The following is a 19,930-nucleotide window of genomic DNA, read 5'->3' on the forward strand; positions in this document are numbered from 1 at the left end:
TCCTCCCGCCCCAGAACTGATTCCGCAGCCCCAGGTTTGCGTCCTCAGTCTCGGGGCTCGACCGTGTCCAGGGTGATCGTCGATTCGTTCGATCGCGCGGATTCGGCGGTCTTCTCCACGGCATCGGCCTTGAGGTTCTTCAGCGGCCTGGCCAGGTAGCTGCCGAGCACGGCGCCGACAGCCAGTGCCGCATTGGCCAGGATCGCGGTGAACAGCGAGGACAGTCCCACCGCGAAGGACGTCGTCTCCGATTCGGCAACGATCTGATAGACGGCGGTGAAGATCGACAGGCCCTGCAGCAGTGTGTAGATCGCGGGAATCATCAGCACGATGGCGGGTGCGCCCAGACGCAGGGACAGCGGTCGCGCCAGGAATCCTGTCACGGTCGCCGCCAACAGACTGGCCAGGACATTGTCGATGGCCAGTATCGTCAGCGCCGTCATCGTGATGTAGGAGGCGAGGCCGACGAACGCGGCGGGCAGGATGAACCGCCTCGTGGACTGCATGCCGATGACGCCGGCCATGGCCACGACAGCCGCGGCCACCATCGACACGATTGCTGAGATGACGTGGACACTGGTCTTCGGGACTAAGACTTCGATCGCATCGAGTCCGATCGCTTCGCCCGTCACGACCCCCAGGGCAATGCCCGAGACGATGCCAGCCAGGGTCAGGACCACCCCCACCATGCGCCCGGCGGCGGTCAGCGGAAAGTTCGTCAGGGCATCTTGGACCGAGGAATACAGTGATTGTGTGGGCAGCAGCAGGACGATGCCGGCGGCTACCAGGTATTGCGGCGATTCGATGATGCCGAAGTTGCCGGCCACCATCGCCACCAGGGTCGCGATCGCCGCCTGCAGTGCGGTGATGAAGAAGCTCGGCAGGGCGGTGCGGCCGATCATCCTGCCGACCTGACTGATCATGATCGACATGACGATGCCGAGACCGGCAGCAATCGCTCCGCCGCCCAACAGCACGACCAGGCTGCCGACCATCATTCCCCAGGCACCGGTGACGAACCATTCCTGATAGGGACGGCGCTGGTACCGGATGGCGTCGAGGCGACTCCGGGCATCGTTGAATCCCAGATTGCCCGCGACCAGATCGGTGACGAGCTTATGCACGGAGCCGAGCTTCGCGAAGTGGATGGATTCGCCCCGGTTGACGCGCATGACGGTCATGAGACGACCGTCGGACGTCGAATAGTGCACGGTGAGGGTGTTCGAAGTCAGATCCACTTGGGCAGTCGTGAGTCCGAAGGCGGCGCAGGCCGCGATGACGGAGACCTCGATGTCGGAGGTTCCGGCCCCGGCGCGCATCATGATCGCCGCAATGTCGGCGGCGAGGTCGAGGACCATTCTGGCCTCGTCCTCGTTGGGCTCGCTGGCCTGCACCGGAGCCTTGTACGGACTGCCTTTGAGGGCGGTGACGATGGGCACCGGTTGGGTGTTGACCGAGGTGCCGGACACGAGCCTGCCCACGGTGCGCCTGGCCACGCGCTGAGCAATCCGCTGGGAGGCGCCCTTGTGTTCGGCCTTGGGTTTGGATTTGGCCGTCGTCGTCTTCGGTGAACTCGCACCCGCGGGGCTGTCCTCATCGGACTTCAGTTGACCGGTCGGTGCCTCGCGCAGCTCCTGGAGCCGCTGCTGACGGGAGAGTTCGAGCAGTTCCTGCAGTGCCGAGGATCCGGCTTCGGCCTTATTCGTCCCGTGTTCAGGTCCGGACGACGACTGTGCGTCGACCGGTACCTCGGCGGTGGGTGCTTCTTCAGTGTTGTCGTTCGTCACGGCTCACTGATGAGAGTCGGGCCGAATGGGTCCGCAACATCGGCGGTGCCTGCGGCGGCGTCGAATTCGTAGACCTTGCGGCCGGTCACGAACACCTGATCGGCGCGGGAGTTCAGGTCCAGCGGGTCACCGGACCAGATGACGAGGTCGGCGTCGCGGCCGGGAGCCAGCGAACCCAGACGATCCTCGAGGCCGAAGATCGCGGCGGGGTTGATGGTCAGCGCTTCGAGCGCGACGACGGGATCGAGGCCTTCCTTGACTGCCAGGGAGGCTTCGTGGATGAGGAAGTTGATCGGGATGACCGGATGGTCGGTGGTCAGTGCGATGCGCACCCCGGCCTTGGCCAGTGCGCCCGCGGTTGCCAGGGACCTGTCGCGCAGCTCGACCTTCGACCGGCTGGTCATCAGCGGTCCGAGGATGACGTCGATGCCCTTGTCGGCGATGTAGTCAGCGATCTTGTGGCCCTCGGTGCCGTGGTTGATGACGAGACGGTAGCCGAACTCCTCCGACAGGCGGATGGCCGTGGCGATGTCATCGGCGCGGTGGCAGTGCTGGTCGAAGGCGAGCTTGCCCTCGAGGACATCCGCCAAGGTCTCCTTGACGAGATCACGTTCGAAGGGAGTGCCCTCCGACTCGGCGTGGGCGCGCTTGGCCAGGTAGTTCTGGGCATCGACGAAGGCATCTCGGAGGATCTTCGCGGTTCCCATGCGGGTCGATGGGGTGACGTTCTTCTCGCCGTAGACGCGCTTCGGGTTCTCTCCCAGGGCCGACTTCACGGACAGGTCCTGGGTCACGAGCATCTCGTCGACGATCCGTCCCCAAGTCTTCACGAAGGCGGTGCGCCCGCCGATCGGATTGCCGGATCCGGGCTTGATCAGCGCCGAGGTGACGCCTCCTCGCAGGGCGTCCTTGAATCCGATCTCGGACGGGTCGATGCCGTCGAGGGCACGCACGCCGGCACCGTTGGGGTCAGTCATCTCGTTCGTATCGTCACCGGACCAGCCTTCACCATCCTCATGGACGCCGAGGTGGCCGTGGGCTTCGATGAATCCCGGCAGCACCCAGCGTTGCCCGGCATCGATGAGCTCAGTGTCGGCCGGCAGATCCGCAGCGGTGACGGTGCCGGATTCCACTGAGGTGATCGTGCCGTTGGAGACCCGGATCGTGCCGGATTCGATTGGTTCGACACGTTGCCCCTTGGCATCTGCGATGGGCAGAATCCGAGCATTCGTGATGGCGAAATCAGTGATCTCGGGAACCGGAATCGAACGATACATTGTGCTCCTCTTGCAGTTGCCGTCAACGATGAGATCCGTCTCGAATCGAGTCTACGCCAGGCGATCAGCACAGGTCATGACGCGGGGCCACCAGAATCTGTCGCAGTCCCGGCTGATTCCGACAAGGCCGATTCAGTATAGTTCGGAGTCAGAGAATCAATGAGAGAAGGACCCCAATGCTCCAGACCATCACCTCGTATGTCGCCATCGGCGATTCGTTCAGTGAAGGGCTCATGGACCACAATCCGAGCGCAGACGATCGCTACCTGGGGTGGGCCGACCGCCTTGCTGACAAGCTCGTCGACTCCCCCGCAGGCAGCCCCGAACTCACCTACGCCAACCTCGCCATCCGTGGGCGTCTCATTGACCGGATCATAGAAGAGCAGGTGCCCAAGGCACTTGACCTCAAACCCGACCTGGTCAGTTTCTGCGCCGGGGGCAACGACTGTCTGCGCCCGAAAGCCGATATCGATGACCTGGCCGACCAGTTCGAACGTGCCGTCATCGCCTTTCGCGAGGCCGGCATCGAGGTGCTCATGTGCAACGGCTTCGACACCGAGATCGCCTCACCCCTGATCCGCGCCGTGCGCCCGCGCGTGGGCATCTACAACGCGCACCTGTGGTCGATTGCGCAGCGACATGGCTGCCATATGACTGACGTCTGGGGGCTGCGGCAGCTCTACGCTGGCGACATGTGGGCCGATGACAGAATTCACCTCTCACCCAAGGGCCATGAGCTCGTGGCCAGTCAGGCCCTGGCCACGCTGGAAAGCGGGCATTCCCTGCCGGTGACCGGCTTCGCTATGCCGGCTCGACCGACGCGTCCGATTCGGGCGGCCATGAGCGAAGAGTCCAAGTGGGCACGCGAATACCTCGGCCCCTGGGTCGGCCGACGCCTGCGCGGGCAGTCCTCCGGCGACAAGCTGGATGCGAAGATTCCTGAACTCACCCGAGTGCGCAAACCAGAATGAGCCAGAGCGATCGTTTCGCGGCACTAGGTGCCGCCGGTTCGGCGCTGGACTCGCAGCGGGACTTCTTCCGATGTGATTACGGGCCTGAGGCCGATCAGTTCCTCGAGGTCCACGGCGACCCGAGCACCGCCTCGGCGACGGTGTTCTTCGTCCACGGCGGCTACTTCCGTGAGCGCACGGACCTCGCCCATGCCAGGCCCATGGCCGCGGCCCTCGCCGAGGCGGGGGTGCTGTGCGTACTCATCGAATACCGGCGCGTAGGCGGGCAGCCCAACTGCTCCGCCGACGTCACCGCCGCCCTCACCTTTGCATACGACTCGTTGTCGGACTGGGGCGTCAATGATCGGGCACGGCGCAGTCTCACTGTGACCGGTCATTCGGCCGGAGGGTGCCTGGTGCTGGCGTGGGCGAGCCACCTCCGTACGGACGGGCCCGAGTTCCGACTGCGGCCCTTGGCCCCGGTCACGGACCTGTTCCGGGAGGTCGAGGACGGTTTGGGTGAGGGGGCTGTGCTCGACTACATGGGCGCGAGACCGGAGCAGGATCTGGCACCGTACCTGCGGGAGGATCCGCGCTCGAGGGCGGTACTCATTCCCGCGCGGGCGGATCTGCTCATCGTCCACGGGGACCGTGATGAGACGGTCGACGTCGCATTCTCTTGGACGTTCCCGGCACGGCTGTCCGTCGCCGAGGGCGCCGATCACGCCGATCTCGTCGACCCCGATTCGCCCTATTTCCCGCTTGTGCTCAAGACCCTGCTGAACTGATCTCACGACTCTGCTGAGCTGATCTCCCGGACGTGGGCACGGGCAGGCTCCGCCTGGGTGCGGCGCAGCTGTGCGAAGAGTTCCACGCTTCTCATCCCGGGCCAGTCCGAGGGCAGGGCGCTGGGTGGAAGGCCCGGATCGACGTAGGGGATCGCCTTCCACTCGTCGACGCAGTGCAGCCACAGAACGAACGCCTCACGCGGTTCGAGAGACGACTTCGGCGCTGAGTTCTCTGGCAGTGGGGCTGAGTTCTCCGACAGTGGCGCAGCGTGTTCGTACCGGCGAAGGAATTCGGTGTGCCTGGCAGCCAGGGTGTCCAGCTGCCACCATTTCGCCGCCGCTTGAGCGAAGGGTTCAGCGGTCAGGGGTGTCTGCGTGATGAAGATCGTCGCCCGGTCTCGCACGTCAAGGCCGACCAGGGCGTCCTCGACTTCGGCGCGCAGATGCCCGGGCGCAATCCACAGCCCGTCGGTGACCGCTCCGAATCCCAACCCCATCAGTGTTCGACGCAGCTGCACCCGCTTCGACCGGTCCACCTCGGGCAGGGAGTAGGACACCAGGCACCAGGGCTCGTCATCTCTCTGACCACGGTAGGTAAAGATCCTCCGATCCCCGCGTTCAAGTCCGGACACGGCCGCCGAGTCCAAACGATATCCGGCTACTGCCTCCCGCTTGTCCGGAATGAGCAGTCCCTTGCCCTTGAGTCTCGACACGGCGCTGCGAGTTGAGGAGTTCGAGACCCCGGCGGTGGCGAGAAGATCGAGCAGGGCAGCGACTCGGATCCAACCGCCCAGGTCACGCAGGTGAAGACCGACGAAGGTCCGCAGCAAAGAGGTGGGGCTGCCGGAGGTGTGATCGAGATCGACGATCGGTCTCAGAGCCCCGGACAGCCTGAAGCGGAACCATGACCGCCCGTAGAGTTCTTCGCGCGCGCCGTGCCCGGACCCGTCGCTGTGCCGGGTCCGTTATCGATGCCGGTGCGGATGTCGAAGAGCTCCGGGAAGAAGGTGAGATCGAGTGCCTTCTGCAGGAAGCCAACACCGCTCGAACCGCCTGTTCCTCGCTTCATGCCGATGATGCGCAGCACCGTGCGCATGTGGCGGTAGCGCCAGAACTGGAAGTTCTCCTCGAGGTCGACGAGCTCCTCGCAGCTTTCGTACTCCTGCCAGTACTTTTCGGGGTTCTCGTAGATGATCCGGAAAGTGTCGAGAAGTTCCTCATCGAAGGTGTGCGCCACGGACACGTCTCTGTCCAGCAGTCGTTGCGGCACCGGGAGTCCGCGGCGGGCAAGGGCACGGAGGAATTCGTCGTAGACGCTGGGCTCGTTGAGGTACTTCTCGAGCTGTGCGCGGGCCTCGGGTTCACCGTCGAAGACCTGCAGCATGCCGGCGTTCTTGTTCCCGAGCAGGAACTCCACGGCCCGGTACTGCCAGGACTGGAATCCCGAAGACTTGCCGAGTTCGTCGCGGAACCCGACGTATTCGCTCGGCGTCAGGGTTGCGAGGACCGACCACTGCTCGGTCAGGGTCTTCTGAATGTGCTTGACGCGGGCAATGCGCTTGAGTGCCAGCGGGAGCTGGTCATCGGCGATGAGACGTCGGGCATCGACGAGCTCATGGATGACCAGCTTGAACCACAGCTCCGTGGTCTGGTGCTGGATGATGAACAGCAGCTCGTCGTGATGAACCGGGTCGCTGACAGGATGTTGGGCGTCGAGCAGTCGGTCGAGGTGAAGATAGGAACCGTAGGTCATCGTCGACCTCAGATCCGTGTGGATTCCGTCTTCAAGATCCCGCTCGTTGTTCTCCGCCGTGGAGTCGTCATGAGTCATGACAGCCAGTGTATTGCAGTTATCGACCGAGAGGATCAGATACGCAACATCATTCCGTTCCCGGCCTGCGCCGTTCAGGGGCTGCAATCTCCCGGACCTGCTCGACGAGGCTCTTCCACTCCCCCGGCATCTCGGTCTCACCGAAACGCACCAGACCGAAGCGACTCTCGATCGCATAGACGTAACGGTCAGCACCAGCACCAGGTCCAGCACCAATGCCCGCCGCCCCACCATTGGCCTTCACCCCGGCACCGCCATCGACGTGCCCTGCCGAGTCATTCGGCCATGGGAGCTCTGCCACCTTCGGTCCGATGCTCGCCCGGTGCTCGCTCGAATCGATGTCGAGGTCCCAGACCAGCAGAAGCCCGGCGATTCCACCGCTGCGCTCGACTATGAGATGGCCGAATTCGCCGGACGCAGGAGACGAACCTTCCTCACTCACCAGCTGCTCCCGACATTTCCCCGCCCTGCACCGCGAGTCACGCCCACGGCATCCCAGCTCTGGACGAGCGCATCGTGGACGTCGGATCCCTCACCGAACTGGGCGACCGCCTCGGCGATGGTCAGGGCTGCGAAGCCCGCGAAATCGGTGCGAGTGGTGATGTCGTCACCGGTCAGCACGGAGTACCAGACCTGCCCCACGGTCTCCCAGGCCTGGCCGCCGAGGCGGGTGGCAGCGAGCGCAAACGCGCGGTTGGGGATTCCGGAGTTGAGGTGGACCCCGCCGTTGTCCGAATCCGTGGTGACGTAGCGGTCCATATGATCAGGCTGGGGATCCTTGCCGAGGACATCGTCGTCGTAGGCGGTGCCCGGCGCAAGCATGGAGCGCAGGGCCTGGCCTGTGACCTCGGGCGTGAAGATGCCGGCTCCGATGAGCCAGGTGGCGTCCCCGGCTTCCTGACCGGAGTCATGCTGTTCAGTCAGGGCACCGAAGACGTCGGCGCAGTGCTCGTTGAGGGCACCGGGCTGCCCGAGGTACTCGAGGTCGGCGGTGTGGCTGATGACGCCGTGGCTGAGTTCGTGGCCGATGATCGACAGCGACCCGGTGAAGCCGGTGAAGACCTCGTCGTCACCGTCGCCGAAGACCATGAGCCGTCCGTCGAAGAAGGCGTTGTCGTAGTCCTGGCCGTAGTGGACGCTGGCGATGAGCGGCATCCCTTTGCCGTCAAGCGAATTGCGCTCGAAGGCCTCGGCGAAGAGCGAATAGGAGGCACCGAGCCCGTCGTAGGCCTCGTTGACCGCCTCGTCGGACACTGCGTCCTCGCCTTCGCTGCGCACGAGGGATCCCGGCAGGGTTTCGGTGCCCTGCGCGTCGTGGATGAGGCGGTTCACCCCGGCGCTGGCGCCGGTGACCTGCGAGTGCATCGCGGCCTCGGAGTCCTGCGCTCCCCCAGCGGACGTGGCCACCGGCGTATAGCGCAGCCCCTCGGCCCGCAGGTTGCGACAGGACTCATCGGAGACCTGACAGCTGCGCGCGGCGCGGGCGGCTCGGGGGAACTTCTCGCCTCCGCGTTCGGCGATCGCATCGAGCAGGTACGGCGGAATGACGTGTCGAAGACTCATATGTCCAGGGTGCCACCTCTGCCCATGCATCGAATAGGAAAATTCGTGCAAACTTTTCCTTGCAAAGACTTCTTTGCAAGCGTATCTTTGCATTATGGCTGACACACCAGATTCCCCGACACCGATCCGAACCCTTGGCCCCGAAGCACTCAAGGGGCTCGCCCATCCGCTGCGCGTCGAGATCTACGACGCGCTGTCCAAGTTCGGACCGCAGACGGCGACCAGCCTGGCCAGCCGGCTCGGCGAATCGACCGGATCAACGAGCTACCACCTGCGTCAGCTCGCCCGCCACAACTTCATCCACCAGGTCGATGGCCCTTCCGGAGGACGAGCGAAGTGGTGGGATCGCTCCCCGGGGGCCATCGATGTCAGTCGGCACACCGCCAAGGAGGATCCCTCCGCTGGTGCCTCGGCCGGCTTCATTCTGCGCGAATGGACCAGAAACGGCACCCGGGCGCTTGAGGACTTCGTCGATGTCCTCAACTCGGATGATCTGCTGCCCGATGTGTGGGCCGATGCCGCGGCGGTCGACACGAGCAACGTGCACGTGACGCCTGCCCAACTGCGGGAGATCAACGATCGGGTTCACAACACGATCGACGCAATCGTCACGGAGTTCCGGGGCCGCAACGACCCCGGCTCCCGTCCCGTGCAGATCCAGTTCAATGCCTTCCCCTTGACCGATGGAGAGGAAACACCATCATGAGCACCCTCATCAGCCCGATCAGACCACCGACCTTCCCACGAGGTCCCGGCAGGATCGTCGAGCGCACGACCACCACCACTCGCGAGATCTTCCTCGACGACCTGCCAGCTACGAAGTCCCGTGCTGGTTCAGCCTCCCCGCACAGCTCCGAGACGGCAGCCGAGCTGCTGACTACCTCATCGGATATGCGACTTCACGGGCTCAATCGGGCCATGGTCCGCCTCGGCGTGTGGCTGATCGAAGCAGGCCGCAGGCACGCGCTTCGCCCGGCAGTTGGCCCAGCAGCCCGCGCGGACGAGATCGCACGCCGGGTCGATGCCGCGAAGGCCCACGATATGAGGCACTTCATCGGCCTCCCGAACTGACCCCGTCCTCAAGTCGAGCCCTCATACGTGACTCACGCTTCCACCTCGGCGCCGATGGACGATTCGATCCCATTCGAGTTCGCCCAGATGGCCCGCAGTGACCGTGTCATGCACCTTGGCCCGGGGAACAGAGGTTTCTACACTGAGATCATGACTGATGCGCCAGGAGACCCCGACCTCAGAGACCGCAGGCTCCTCCTCGTCGAGGACGATCCGACTGTCGCCGAGGTTGCGCGCAATTATCTGCGCAAAGCGGGCTTCCTCGTCGATGAGGTCGCCGACGGCTTCCAGGCGCTCGAATCCGTCGCCGAGCTGGTCCCCGACCTCGTCATTCTCGATCGGAAGCTGCCGGGCATCGACGGCACCGAAGTGTGTCGCCGTCTGCGCTCGTTCACTGCGGTCCCGGTGCTCATGCTCACGGCGCTGTCCGCGACGGAGGACCGCATCGATGGTCTCGAGTCCGGCGCCGACGACTATCTCACGAAACCGTTCTCTCCTCGGGAACTCGTCCTGCGAGTCCAGTCGATCCTCAAGCGCACCGTGGACGAGTCGACACCGGAAGCACCGTTTCGCTTGGGCCCCTTCCACCTCGACGTATCCGGACGCCGGGTCAGCCGGAACGAGATCCCACTCGAGGTCTCTGCTCGCGAATTCGACCTGCTCGCATTCTTCCTCAAACACCCTCACCAGGTCTTCGACCGGGAGACCCTGCTGCGCTCCGTCTGGGGGTGGGAGATCGGCGACCCGTCGACGATCACCGTGACCGTGCGCAGGCTGCGGGAGAAGATCGAGGACGATCCCTCCCATGCACAGTTTCTGTCCACGGTCTGGGGCGCCGGCTACCGATTCGATGTCGAGGAGGAGCTACGATGATGCTTCCGCTGCCGGAGATGGCCGCCATCTTCCTCGTCGCGATTGTCTGTTCCGCCGGGATCGGGATCATCGGCGTCGGTGCGCTGTGGCTCAGCCGCCGCCGATCGCTGAGAGCGCGCCTGTCCATCATCGTCGCCACGACCCTGGTCTCAGTCCTCACCGGGATGGTCGCAATCTCCGCGGCGATGTACCTGTCCGAGCACGACCTCTATGTGTTCCTCACCGTGGCCCTCGCCTCCCTGCTCTCGACCATGGTCGTGACCTGGTTCCTCGGTCGGCTCATCGCCCGCGAGTACGAGGACCTGCGGAGTCTCACCGCCGAAATGGGTGAGGGCCATCGCCTCGGTGATCTCAGTGACCCGAAGGATGTCTCGGAGACGGCGCTGCTGCGCGCCGAGCTCGTCGCCACCAGCCGCAAGCTCGCGGACTCCCGCGATGAGGTGGCCGCGCTCGATCGCTCACGACGCGAGCTCATCGCCTGGATCGCCCATGATCTGCGAACTCCGATGGCCGGGCTCAAGGCCATGGCCGAGGCTCTCGAGGACGGGATGATCGAGGATCGGCAGCGCTACTATGCCAAGATCCGAATCCAGATCGATCGACTCTCACGCATGGTCGATGACCTCTTCGCCCTGTCACGGATCCAGTCGGGTGCCCTCGAGCTGGAAACCATCGACGTCAGCCTCTACGACCTCGTCTCGGATGCGGTGTCCGATCTGCGACCGGTCGCCGCGGCCAAGGGCATCGCGGTCCATGAGCGCGGACTCACCGACGTCATCGTGGCCGGTGACCCCCGTGAGCTGACTCGGGTGGTCGAGAATCTGCTCATGAATGCCCTGCAGCATTCGTCCCAGGGCACCGAGGTCGTGCTCGAGACGAGCCGAAATGGTGAGGGACAAGCTGTGCTCACCGTCAGCGACACCGGCGGTGGGGTCCCGGCCGAGGCTCTCACCGAGGTCTTCACCACCGGGTGGCGAGGCTCTCCGGCGCGCACTCCCGACGACGATTTGATCACCCGGGACCCGACAGTCAATGGCGGTGGGGTCCTCACCAGCAATGCCGGGCTGGGTCTGGCCATCGTCCGCGGCATCGTCGAGGCGCATTCTGGCACCGTCGGGGTCTCCAACACCGAATCAGGTGCCCGGTTCGAGGTGTGTCTGCCCGCAATCGCCCCTGCCGTCTGAGCGACGGTTCTCCGCCGGTGCGGTCGAGGAAGACGGACACAGCGCCGGACTAGACTGGCCTGGTGCTCAAACCCATTCTGTGGCCGGTCCTCGCGCCGTCGCTTCTCTTCGCCGTCGGCATAGGAGCGATACTTCCGGTCATGGTCCTGGGTGCGCTTCAGCTCGGCTCGAGCGCTTCCTTCGCGGCCGCCATCGTCGGCATCATGGGTGCGGTCTCCCTGGCAGCGACGGTGCCGGCCGGGATGCTCATCGACCGCCTCGGCGATTTCCGGGCGATGCTCGTGGCCACGGCCACCGCGGTTGTGGTCCTCGGCGGGATCGTCGCCGCCTTCATCTGGGACTCCCCCGCCGCGCTGATCCTCTACACGGTGGGGCTCATGCTCTTCGCTCCCGTCTCCGATGTGTGGAACCTGGCCCGTCAGGCCGTTGTGGCCGAGGTGATGCCTCCGCAGGATCTGGCGAAGGCGATGACCGCGCTGGGCGGGACTCAGCGGGTGGGCAACCTCGTGGGCCCGATCGTCGGTGCCGGGCTCATGCTCATCTTCCCGCTCTGGTCGGTCTTCGTGCTCTCAGCCCTCGCCGCCGTCGCCGCGATCATCATCATGGCCCTGCCGATCGCCCGCATCCCCGGCTACCCCGACCGCGGATCGGCTGGCACCGAGGCGAGCGCCCATGCGGGTGACGGTGCCGATATTTCGAAGGACCCCACCCTCGCCGAGGAGGTGGCCGGCCATCCGCACAAGCCACCTCGGCCGCGCCTGGAGGTGAGGTGGAAGGCCGTGGTCCTCGTCGGGATCTCGATCATCGCCCTGACCGTGGCCCGATCGGCTCAACCTGTGGTGATCCAGCTCTGGGGCATCGACATCGGCCTCCGAGAATCATCGATCTCCCTGCTCATCGCCTTCGGCGCGGGCCTCGAACTCGTCTTCATGTTCCTCGGCGCATACATCAAGGACCACCTCGGGCGGGTGGCGACCCTGGTGGCCTGCCTGACGATCTTCGGATCCGGATTCGTCGTCATGGTGCTTGTGCCCAGCCTGAGTGGCATGGTCATCGCCGTGGCCATCATGGCCGTGGGCAACGGCCTCGGTGCCGGGGTGAACATGACGATCGGAGCCGACCTGTCACCGGCGATCGGGCGGGCCCGGTTCCTCGGCATCTGGGCGATCTTCTCCAACGGCGGCAAGCTGGGCGGTCCGGCCCTCATCTCACTGGTCATCACCCTCGCCTCACTGCGCTTCGGAATCCTGTTCCCCGGACTCTTCGCCATCCTCGGCGCGGTGTGGGTGCTCATCTGGGCCAAGCAGATCGGCCTGCCCGGTCGAATGCGCCGAGGATAAGCCGAGTCCCGATCCACCCTGAGAATCGGCGAACACCGATTAGGCTGGTGACGACCGGTCCCTGACGGACACAACGTTGGGGAACACCGCTGCCTAAGGAGAGTTGTTCATGGCCGCCCTCGACTTCGGAGCCTATGTTCTGCTGGGCATCGCCGCCGTCCTGTTCCTCCTCCTGCAGTCATGGCTCGCCGCGACCGTTGTCCGCCGCGTCGTCGGCATCCCGACAGGTTGGCCGCGGACCATCGGGGTGGGCCTGGTGATGAGCGCTGTTATGGCGCTGACCGTGCAGTATCTCTACCGTGCCGGGACGGGACAGAACGCCGGCGGCCTCGAGGTGGCACCCGGTGTCGCACTCCTGCTCCTGCTGCTGGCGACAGGGTGGATCTTCGCTCTGGGTGTCGGCGCACTCGTCGTGATCGAGGCAGCCTTCCCGACAGGCTCGGTGCCCGGCCCACAGTCTCTGTTCTTCGGCTGGAAGGCACGCAGGCGGCGCGGTCGACGCTACGCCGAGGTCATCTCGATCGCGGTGCGCCACGGCCTGGGCTCACAGATCCGCGGCTTCGGCCGGGGTGCTTCCCGTGACCGTTAGGCCAAGACGGCCCGGGCACTGAAGAACTCGCTCTCGGAGGCCGGAGTCACCTTCGTCAAGCTCGGACAGATGCTCTCCACCCGTCGTGATGTGCTGCCTCCCGCCTACGTCCACGAACTGGAGTTGCTGCAGACGCAGGTCTCCCCCGAACCCTGGTCGGTCATCGAACCGGCGATCATCGAGCGCATGGGCAGGCCCTTGAGCGACGTGTTCTCCCGCATCGATGCCACACCCCTGGCCGCAGCCTCGGTGGCGCAGGTCCATGACGCCACACTGCTCGACGGCACGGATGTCATCGTCAAGGTCCAACGGCCCAAGGCCCTCAACCAGGTCAATCAGGATCTCGACATCATCCTGCGTCTGGCCAGCTGGCTGAACAAGACCACCGTATGGGGTCAGGATCTGGGGATCGAGAAGCTGGCGAAAGGGTTCGCCAATTCCCTCGAGGAGGAGCTGGACTATCGGATCGAGCTCGGCAATATGCGTGCCATCGAGGACAGCCTCCGGCGATCGGGCAAGTTCTCCGTGACCGTGCCCCACAGCTACCCGGAGTTCTCGAGCGAGAGGCTCCTCATCATGGACAAGCTGCCCGGGCGACCGGTGTCCTCGGCGGGGAAGATCCTGGCTGAACTCTCCGATAAGGAGCGAAAAGGGCTGGCCACCACTTTGCTGGGAGCCACACTCGAGCAGATCATCACCGACGGCGTCTTCCACGCGGACCTGCATTCGGGCAACATCTTCATCATGCCCGACGGCGGGTTGGGGCTCCTGGACTTCGGGGCCGTCGGCAGGCTCGACCCGGGAACGCAGACGGCCCTGGGCCTCATGCTCTACTCGATCGACCAGAACGACAGCGCCGGTGCCACGGACTCCATCATCGAACTCCTCGGCCGCCCGGAGAATCTCGACGATCGGGCCGTGGAACGTGCCGTCGGCGAACTGCTCACCCGCTACGGCGGCGGAAGCCAGTCCTATGACGGGCAGAAGCTCTTCGACGACCTGTTCAACCTGGTTCTGGCCCATCGCTTCTCGGTCCCGGCCCCGATCAGCGCTGCTTTCCGGGCACTGGCCTCGGTCGAGGGAGCACTGCTGGTCATCGATCCCACCTTTGACGTGGTCGCCGTTGCCCGCAACGAAGGCAACCGCCTCATGCGCAGCAAGCTGAAGTCGACGAAGATCACCGATGAGCTCCAGCGTCGTGCGATGCAGATCCTGCCGATGATCGACCGCATGCCTCGGCGGATCAACAAGATCACCGAGGACCTCGAGCAGGGCCGTTTCTCGATGAACATGCGCGTGTTGGAGAACCCTTCGGATCGACGGTTCCTCACGAGCCTGTTCCAGCAGCTCATCGTCGCCGTCCTCGCCGGCGCCGCCGTCCTGGGTTCGATCATGCTCATCACCAGCGAGGAGGGACCACTGCTGACCGAAGGCATCCACCTGTACGCATTCTTCGGATTCGTCCTGCTCTTCGGCGGCTTCGTGCTGAGCATGCGCTCCCTCATGCTCGTGTTCAAACGCGGCGTCGACGGTTAGGGCCGCACGCGGCCAACCTCGTCGACTCACACCCTCTCCAGGGCACCTGGTTCTGTATTCTCGCTGGACACAGACGGTATGTTATCGTTTTTCGATACATCGATTAACGATATGAAGCCATTGATTGACGGCACCGAGCTGAGAAGGAGCGCAATGCTCACACAGCACCGGAAGAAGCAGATCAGCACATTCACTGGAGGGATTTTCGCCGCAGGTGTCGCTGTCGCCGGAGTCGACATCTTCCGACCGCTGTTCACCCTCCTCAAGGACAAGCAGATCACCATGCGTCTGCAGGACAGCGAGGCTCATGAGCCGATATCGGAGTCGGTGCATGTCGCCGACACCAACCTGACCGTCCTCATCGACGCATCAGCGGTCTCGACCTGGCCCATCATCACCTATGGAATTGCGGTCGCATTGACGATCATCGGCTTCATCGCCCTCATCATCGGATACGCCGCGTTCATCGCCTCATCCGGCGCAGACGCAGTCGCCTCGAACCGCTGGCCGTTGACGATCCTGATCTCAGGATTGGTCTCTCTCGTCGGCGGGCTCGGAGGCGGCTGGCTGACCGGCTGGATGCAGAGCTATATCGCCTCCGGTCAGGGTCTGACGTATTACGGATATGCACTCAACGAGCAGTCGACGCTCTTCATCACCGTCCTCGCAAGTGCCGTGCTCACGCTCCTCGGGCTCACAGTCTCACACACCCGCGAACTCGAAGAGGAGACGTCGGGCCTGGTCTGAGCACGGCTGCCTTGACGATAGTCAGAGCACATGAGAAGACCCCGCGTTCTGCACTGCTGTGGAGAACGCGGGGTCTTCTCAATGAGCGCCCTGCTGCTTTCTGGTCAGGTGGCGGGGACCTCGAACTCAGAGCTGAATTCGGGGACCTTCTTGTCCTCGCCGAGCACCTTCGCCTCGGGACGAAGGTAGGTCCCTTTGAGCACGTCGGCTGTTTCACTCACGTAGATCGGAACGTAGCCCGTGTGCTCTCCATCGCGGCGCGGCGCGAGGTCGAAATACTCAAAACCGGCATCCTTGAGTTCGTCTTTGGCACTCGATGCGTAGTTGGCCTCTTCGCCGGCGCTGTCGAGGTAGAAGTCCGATGCGCTGATGGTGCCGCCGTAGCTGTCGCCCGGTTCCACCTTCACCTCGATGTAGACCATCTCCCCATCTGGGTTGTCGGCGGCTTCGTAGTACTCCGTGGGGTTGTTGCGGACTGCGGACACGATGGTGATGACGTCCCCGGTCTCCTCATCGGTGAACTCTGTGCCGATCTCCACCTCGGTGCCCTCGGCCTTGTCGCTCATGCCTTCGGCCTCGTCCGTCTCTGTGGTCTCAGCCGCTGTCTCGTCCGTGGTCTCCTCTGCGGGCTCTTCGGCTTCGAGGGCTTCGCCCTGCGATTGGCTGGGTGCTGCGTCTTCGGGGGCTTCATCCGCCGCTGTGTCATTGCTGCCGCAGGCTGACAGTGCCAATACGGCGGCAAAGGCCAAGGCGGAGGTCTGGGTGAGGATTCGGGCTGAGTGGCGTCCGGTGCGGTTCATCGGTTTCCCTTTCGACATGATGGGCGCTGCATGAGCTGCGTGATTGATGACTCATTGGCCCTGACAAGAAGAGACTCTATGGCACACGGCCTGGGGAGCAGGTGATGATCACAGCACACTGCGTGGCAGATCTGGCACAACTGGCCCGGCACATCCGTGGCGCACCTGTGACGGGCGGAGGCGCATGCGTGACGCACCCTCACCGGGGCAGAAAAGAACCGGGCCAGACAGTGAACTGTCTGGCCCGGTTACGTGGAGCCCCCCATCGGACTCGAACCGATGACCTTCGCTTTACAAGAGCGGTGCTCTACCAACTGAGCTAGGGAGGCGTGGCGGCGAAACGATGCCGTCTGCGCCTACACGATAGTAGTCCATTCACCTTCGCGGCGACAAAACGGACGCGAGGGTAACTTCACCGTACGGACTTCACGTCCGGGCATCGGCCGACTGCCACCTCGGCGGCGGTCGACCGATGCTGATGGACGAAGTCAGCCCTTGAACTCGCCGGTGGCCTTGAGGATCTCCAAGGTCAGCGCCTGCGGGTCGCTGGTCTTGTCGGTCTGCTTGCCGTTGATGAGCACCCACGGAGTGGCTTCCACTCCGCTGTCGAGGGCCTCCTTCGACGACTTCTCAACGAAGTCCTTGAACGACTGGTCCGTGACGCAGCTCTCGACGGTCTGCTCAGGGTCGGAGGTGAGCTTCTTCGAGGTGTCGACACCGGCTTCTTCGGCGACCTTGAGCAGTTCCTCATCGGTGCGGCCATTGCCCTGCTCTTCGGGCTGCTGAGCATACATCGCGGGGAAGAAGTCCCTGACGGTTTCAGGCTGGGAGTCGACGACGCAGGCCGCGAGGTTGGCGGCACGGGTCGAATACTCATTGCCGCTGGACATCCGGTCGAGGATCGACACCGGCTTGTACTCAAGCACGATCGAACCTTCGTCGGCCAGCTTCTCCAGAGTCGGAGTGTTGGCTTCTTCGAACGTCTTGCAGCCTGGGCACTGGAAGTCGAGGTAGACGGTCACGGTCGCGGCGTTTTTCTTGGCACCGGCTTCGGCAGGGGTCGGCAGATCTGACTCTTCACCGTCGGGCAGCTGCTTCGGCTGCACCACTTCGCCGTCCTTGGCCATGCTGACACCGTTGGCGACGTAGTTGGCCGGGGTGATGCCCGGTTTGCTCTGCTGGAAGATGAGAACACCGACGACCGCGGCCACAACGACCACGACGACGCCGATCCCCACGTAGAGGATGGTCTTGGCGGTCTTCTCCTTCTTGGCCTGAGCCGCTGCGATCTGACGCGCGTTCTCACGTGCTTGGTTCCGCCGATTGTCACCGGAATTGTTCTTCGCCATTGTTCCTCACGTTGCGATCGTCTGACGTCGGCCCGGCCTCGGACCGTGGGGAATCGGGTCGATATACGAGTCCCGACCGTCCCACCTTACCCAAACAGGTGGTGGCCCGACTCCCAGTGAAATTCAAGAATCAACTACACCGGGTCCGGAAGATAGGTGAAAGGGTTCGACGTCAGCGGCCACCAGGACATCCCGGATCCGGACTGAACAGCCATGATGCCGATGATGATGAGAAGCGCGATCGCCGACAGTGCGATGAGCCTGCCCAGGTGGTTGCGTGTCACCCCGGAGACCATGAGCCGTGATCCGTAGCGCAGGCTGCCCGCGCCCGGACCCAGCCACAGCACGAGGGCACCCGCGGCACCGGCGGCCCACACCGACCACTGCTCCGAGTATCCGCTGGGCACGATTCCCGCGATGTCGAGTCGGGTCAGCACGAGCATCGCGATACCCGCGATCGCCGGCAGGATGAGAGTCGCGATCGAGGTCAGCACCGAAGCGAGGATCGCGGCCGGCGCCGAGGCGAGTGAGCGCAGAACTCCTCCGCCGTCGGTTCCGCGTTCGAACCGGTGCTTCTGGGCCTTGCGGTCCAATCGTGTGCCGGTGCGGGCGATGATCGACCACAGGAACACGAGGAGTGTCACGAGCAGCGGGCCCAGCGGCATGATCGCGATGGCCAGCAGGATGAGGCCGAAGACCACCCACCCGCCGGTCCGGACCGTCCGATAGGTCATCGGCGCCCAGCCGTAGCCGGGCTGACCTGGCTGACCGGGTCGACTCTGCTGTCCGCCTTGGACTCCTGTGCCGTTGGAATCGGGCCGGGCAGTCCCCTGACCAGCCGGTGGTCCGGCGAGTCCATACCCTGCCCCGCCGAGGTTGGTCCCGGCCATCGCTGAACCGGGAGCGGCCTGGATGCCGCCGTTGGGGTTGCGCACGGGAGGTGCGGTGCCCCGGTTCATCGGGCCTGGGGCCATTGTGGGCGGACTCCCCTGCCCACCGGGCATCATCCCGGAGCGGGCCTGCGGCTGCTGACCTTGCACCGGTTGGCCCTGCACTGGCTGGCCCTGCACTGGCTGGCCCTGCAACGGTTGGGCCTGCGGACGCTGGCCTTGCCCTGGCTGGCCGTGTGGGGAGTAACCCGGCTGTGGGTATCCCTGCGGGTTCGTCCCCCCCGGGTAGCCGCCACGGGGTGAGCCATGGCCGGTTGCACCATAGCCTGAACCGTCAAATCCGGCAGCACCGTAGCCCGCGGCTGCGCCCGCTGCGGCACCACCGGCGGCAGCACCTGCAGCACCAAAAGCGGCAGCTCCGCCATAGCCTGACCCATTGCCTCCACCGCCGTCGACTGCAGGCATCCGCGCCGTGCCCGTCGGGGATGCCTGGTTCGAGGCCCCGGCTGCGGGTCCGGATCCCAGCTGCGGTTCGCGTCCGGATTCGATGTCGACGAGGGCATCGAGGATCATCTGGCCGCTCGGCCTGCGTTCGGGCTTCGGGTCGAGGCAGGCCGCGATGAGGGGAACGAAGTTGCGGGGCGCATTGTCGAGGTCGAATTTGCCCATGGCCACTCGCCCCAGCACCGCCTCGAGAGGCCCCGAACCGTAGGGATTGCGGCCGGTGGCGGCGTAGGCCATGGTCGCGGCCCACCCCCACCAGTCGGTCTTCTCACTTGAGGTCTTGCCATCGGCGATCTCCGGTGACAGGTAGCCGGGTGTTCCCATCACGAGGCCGGTCGCGGTCACTCGCACTTCGTCGGCGACCTGGGCGATGCCGAAGTCGATGACCATCGGTTCGCCGTCCATGATCATGACGTTCGCTGGTTTGAGGTCGCGGTGGATGACACCGGATTCGTGCACGGCGTTGAGGGCATCGAGGAGGGCGTGGCCGAAATGGACGAGCTCATCCTCGGCGAAGGGACCGTGGTCCCTGACATCGTCGGACAGCGTCTGCCCGTCGACGAACTCGGTGATGATGAAGGGCTGAGAGGATTCGAGCTCCGCGTCGAGCACCTCGGCGATTCGGGGATGTTTGATCCTGCGCAGCGTCCTGACCTCGCGTCCGAGGCGTTTGCGAGCGGTCTCATCATTGGCGATGTGAGGGTGGAGAACCTTGACGGCGACAGGGTTGTTTCCGCCGTCGACACCGAGGTAGACGACACCCATGCCGCCCGAGCCGAGCTCCTCGATGAGGCGGTAGCCTCCCAGATCCTGATCCATCACCCTCCCAAGCGTAGTCGAGCGAGTACAGT

At 64.5% G+C, this 19,930-nt stretch carries 19 protein-coding genes and 1 tRNA gene; 10 read left to right on the forward strand and 10 right to left on the reverse strand.

The window, feature by feature from the left end:
• Positions 1-44 precede the first annotated feature (44 nt).
• The gene (locus BAUR9175_RS03260) at positions 45-1,787 is read right to left on the reverse strand and encodes a threonine/serine exporter family protein (protein WP_069600859.1); all 1,743 of its coding nucleotides are present in this window, start codon (positions 1,785-1,787) and stop codon (positions 45-47) included.
• Positions 1,784-3,064, reverse strand: a complete 1,281-nt coding sequence (locus tag BAUR9175_RS03265) for an amidohydrolase (protein ID WP_205677679.1) — start codon at positions 3,062-3,064, stop codon at positions 1,784-1,786. The genes BAUR9175_RS03260 and BAUR9175_RS03265 overlap by 4 nt, the downstream gene beginning before the upstream one ends.
• 176 nt (positions 3,065-3,240) lie before the next feature.
• On the opposite strand from BAUR9175_RS03265, the gene BAUR9175_RS03270 reads away from it, so the two are divergent.
• Positions 3,241-4,035 carry an SGNH/GDSL hydrolase family protein gene (locus BAUR9175_RS03270; protein WP_009881866.1) on the forward strand — a complete coding sequence of 265 codons (795 nt, stop codon included), beginning with the start codon at positions 3,241-3,243 and terminating at the stop codon, positions 4,033-4,035.
• Positions 4,032-4,802, forward strand: coding sequence for an alpha/beta hydrolase (locus BAUR9175_RS03275; protein ID WP_101582970.1), 771 nt, complete (start codon positions 4,032-4,034; stop codon positions 4,800-4,802). The genes BAUR9175_RS03270 and BAUR9175_RS03275 overlap by 4 nt, the downstream gene beginning before the upstream one ends.
• Positions 4,803-4,804: 2 nt before the next feature.
• Here BAUR9175_RS03275 and BAUR9175_RS03280 read toward each other — a convergent pair whose 3' ends face one another.
• From BAUR9175_RS03280 to BAUR9175_RS03295, 4 genes are read right to left on the reverse strand one after another with little or no spacing between them, the layout of a single operon-like run.
• A complete protein-coding gene (locus BAUR9175_RS03280) occupies positions 4,805-5,632 on the reverse strand; it encodes a PaaX family transcriptional regulator (RefSeq protein ID WP_009881864.1) in 828 nt (275 codons plus the stop codon).
• A gap of 44 nt (positions 5,633-5,676) precedes the next feature.
• The gene (locus BAUR9175_RS03285) at positions 5,677-6,633 is read right to left on the reverse strand and encodes a tryptophan 2,3-dioxygenase (RefSeq protein WP_009881863.1); all 957 of its coding nucleotides are present in this window, start codon (positions 6,631-6,633) and stop codon (positions 5,677-5,679) included.
• A 49-nt stretch (positions 6,634-6,682) separates the two neighbouring features.
• The gene (locus BAUR9175_RS03290) at positions 6,683-7,075 is read right to left on the reverse strand and encodes a hypothetical protein (RefSeq protein WP_096146339.1); all 393 of its coding nucleotides are present in this window, start codon (positions 7,073-7,075) and stop codon (positions 6,683-6,685) included.
• Positions 7,072-8,196: a M4 family metallopeptidase gene (locus BAUR9175_RS03295; RefSeq protein ID WP_096157545.1), complete on the reverse strand. Its 1,125-nt coding sequence runs from the start codon at positions 8,194-8,196 to the stop codon at positions 7,072-7,074. Before BAUR9175_RS03295 ends, BAUR9175_RS03290 begins: the two co-directional genes overlap by 4 nt.
• Positions 8,197-8,290: 94 nt before the next feature.
• On the opposite strand from BAUR9175_RS03295, the gene BAUR9175_RS03300 reads away from it, so the two are divergent.
• From BAUR9175_RS03300 to BAUR9175_RS03335, 8 genes are all read left to right on the forward strand, one after another.
• Positions 8,291-8,902, forward strand: coding sequence for an ArsR/SmtB family transcription factor (locus tag BAUR9175_RS03300; RefSeq protein WP_009881861.1), 612 nt, complete (start codon positions 8,291-8,293; stop codon positions 8,900-8,902).
• Entirely contained in the window at positions 8,899-9,267 is a 369-nt protein-coding gene (locus BAUR9175_RS03305; protein WP_009881860.1) for a hypothetical protein, read from the forward strand. The genes BAUR9175_RS03300 and BAUR9175_RS03305 overlap by 4 nt, the downstream gene beginning before the upstream one ends.
• Before the next feature lie 150 nt (positions 9,268-9,417).
• Positions 9,418-10,140, forward strand: a complete 723-nt coding sequence (locus tag BAUR9175_RS03310) for a response regulator transcription factor (protein WP_101583006.1) — start codon at positions 9,418-9,420, stop codon at positions 10,138-10,140.
• Positions 10,137-11,324: a sensor histidine kinase gene (locus BAUR9175_RS03315; RefSeq protein WP_101582972.1), complete on the forward strand. Its 1,188-nt coding sequence runs from the start codon at positions 10,137-10,139 to the stop codon at positions 11,322-11,324. The genes BAUR9175_RS03310 and BAUR9175_RS03315 overlap by 4 nt, the downstream gene beginning before the upstream one ends.
• 62 nt (positions 11,325-11,386) lie before the next feature.
• Positions 11,387-12,664 carry an MFS transporter gene (locus tag BAUR9175_RS03320; protein ID WP_257944251.1) on the forward strand — a complete coding sequence of 426 codons (1,278 nt, stop codon included), beginning with the start codon at positions 11,387-11,389 and terminating at the stop codon, positions 12,662-12,664.
• A gap of 109 nt (positions 12,665-12,773) precedes the next feature.
• On the forward strand, positions 12,774-13,253 hold the full coding sequence (locus BAUR9175_RS03325; RefSeq protein WP_096159723.1) for a hypothetical protein: 480 nt from the start codon (positions 12,774-12,776) through the stop codon (positions 13,251-13,253).
• Between the two features lie 69 nt (positions 13,254-13,322).
• Positions 13,323-14,789 (forward strand): ABC1 kinase family protein, encoded by a 1,467-nt coding sequence (locus BAUR9175_RS03330; protein WP_096161784.1) that lies wholly within the window; start codon positions 13,323-13,325, stop codon positions 14,787-14,789.
• Positions 14,790-14,942: 153 nt separating this feature from the next.
• A complete protein-coding gene (locus BAUR9175_RS03335; protein WP_009881854.1) occupies positions 14,943-15,536 on the forward strand; it encodes a hypothetical protein in 594 nt (197 codons plus the stop codon).
• A gap of 104 nt (positions 15,537-15,640) precedes the next feature.
• Here the strand turns inward: BAUR9175_RS03335 and BAUR9175_RS03340 are convergent, their stop codons facing one another.
• The 4 genes from BAUR9175_RS03340 to BAUR9175_RS03355 all read right to left on the reverse strand — a co-directional run bounded on the left by BAUR9175_RS03340 (position 15,641) and on the right by BAUR9175_RS03355 (position 19,898).
• Positions 15,641-16,354 (reverse strand): hypothetical protein, encoded by a 714-nt coding sequence (locus tag BAUR9175_RS03340; protein WP_226825621.1) that lies wholly within the window; start codon positions 16,352-16,354, stop codon positions 15,641-15,643.
• Positions 16,355-16,589: 235 nt separating this feature from the next.
• Positions 16,590-16,665: transfer RNA gene (locus BAUR9175_RS03345), tRNA-Thr, on the reverse strand.
• A 159-nt stretch (positions 16,666-16,824) separates the two neighbouring features.
• On the reverse strand, positions 16,825-17,685 hold the full coding sequence (locus BAUR9175_RS03350; protein WP_096146334.1) for a DsbA family protein: 861 nt from the start codon (positions 17,683-17,685) through the stop codon (positions 16,825-16,827).
• A 134-nt stretch (positions 17,686-17,819) separates the two neighbouring features.
• Positions 17,820-19,898: a serine/threonine-protein kinase gene (locus BAUR9175_RS03355; RefSeq protein WP_101582974.1), complete on the reverse strand. Its 2,079-nt coding sequence runs from the start codon at positions 19,896-19,898 to the stop codon at positions 17,820-17,822.
• Between the last annotated feature and the right edge of the window lie 32 nt (positions 19,899-19,930).

Source organism: Brevibacterium aurantiacum, from assembly GCF_900169065.1.
GTDB classification, from domain to species: domain Bacteria; phylum Actinomycetota; class Actinomycetes; order Actinomycetales; family Brevibacteriaceae; genus Brevibacterium; species Brevibacterium aurantiacum.

Bases quoted from the DNA above. Each gene is read 5' to 3' on its own strand.
- BAUR9175_RS03265 (WP_205677679.1), bottom strand. From the start codon at position 3,064: ATGTATCGTTCGATTCCGGTTCCCGAGATCACTGATTTCGCCATCACG.
- BAUR9175_RS03270 (WP_009881866.1), top strand. From the start codon at position 3,241: ATGCTCCAGACCATCACCTCGTATGTCGCCATCGGCGATTCGTTCAGT.
- BAUR9175_RS03275 (WP_101582970.1), top strand. From the start codon at position 4,032: ATGAGCCAGAGCGATCGTTTCGCGGCACTAGGTGCCGCCGGTTCGGCG.
- BAUR9175_RS03285 (WP_009881863.1), bottom strand. From the start codon at position 6,633: ATGACTCATGACGACTCCACGGCGGAGAACAACGAGCGGGATCTTGAA.
- BAUR9175_RS03295 (WP_096157545.1), bottom strand. From the start codon at position 8,196: ATGAGTCTTCGACACGTCATTCCGCCGTACCTGCTCGATGCGATCGCC.
- BAUR9175_RS03300 (WP_009881861.1), top strand. From the start codon at position 8,291: ATGGCTGACACACCAGATTCCCCGACACCGATCCGAACCCTTGGCCCC.
- BAUR9175_RS03305 (WP_009881860.1), top strand. From the start codon at position 8,899: ATGAGCACCCTCATCAGCCCGATCAGACCACCGACCTTCCCACGAGGT.
- BAUR9175_RS03310 (WP_101583006.1), top strand. From the start codon at position 9,418: ATGACTGATGCGCCAGGAGACCCCGACCTCAGAGACCGCAGGCTCCTC.
- BAUR9175_RS03315 (WP_101582972.1), top strand. From the start codon at position 10,137: ATGATGCTTCCGCTGCCGGAGATGGCCGCCATCTTCCTCGTCGCGATT.
- BAUR9175_RS03325 (WP_096159723.1), top strand. From the start codon at position 12,774: ATGGCCGCCCTCGACTTCGGAGCCTATGTTCTGCTGGGCATCGCCGCC.
- BAUR9175_RS03330 (WP_096161784.1), top strand. From the start codon at position 13,323: ATGCTCTCCACCCGTCGTGATGTGCTGCCTCCCGCCTACGTCCACGAA.
- BAUR9175_RS03335 (WP_009881854.1), top strand. From the start codon at position 14,943: ATGCTCACACAGCACCGGAAGAAGCAGATCAGCACATTCACTGGAGGG.
- BAUR9175_RS03340 (WP_226825621.1), bottom strand. From the start codon at position 16,354: ATGTCGAAAGGGAAACCGATGAACCGCACCGGACGCCACTCAGCCCGA.
- BAUR9175_RS03350 (WP_096146334.1), bottom strand. From the start codon at position 17,685: ATGGCGAAGAACAATTCCGGTGACAATCGGCGGAACCAAGCACGTGAG.
- BAUR9175_RS03355 (WP_101582974.1), bottom strand. From the start codon at position 19,898: ATGGATCAGGATCTGGGAGGCTACCGCCTCATCGAGGAGCTCGGCTCG.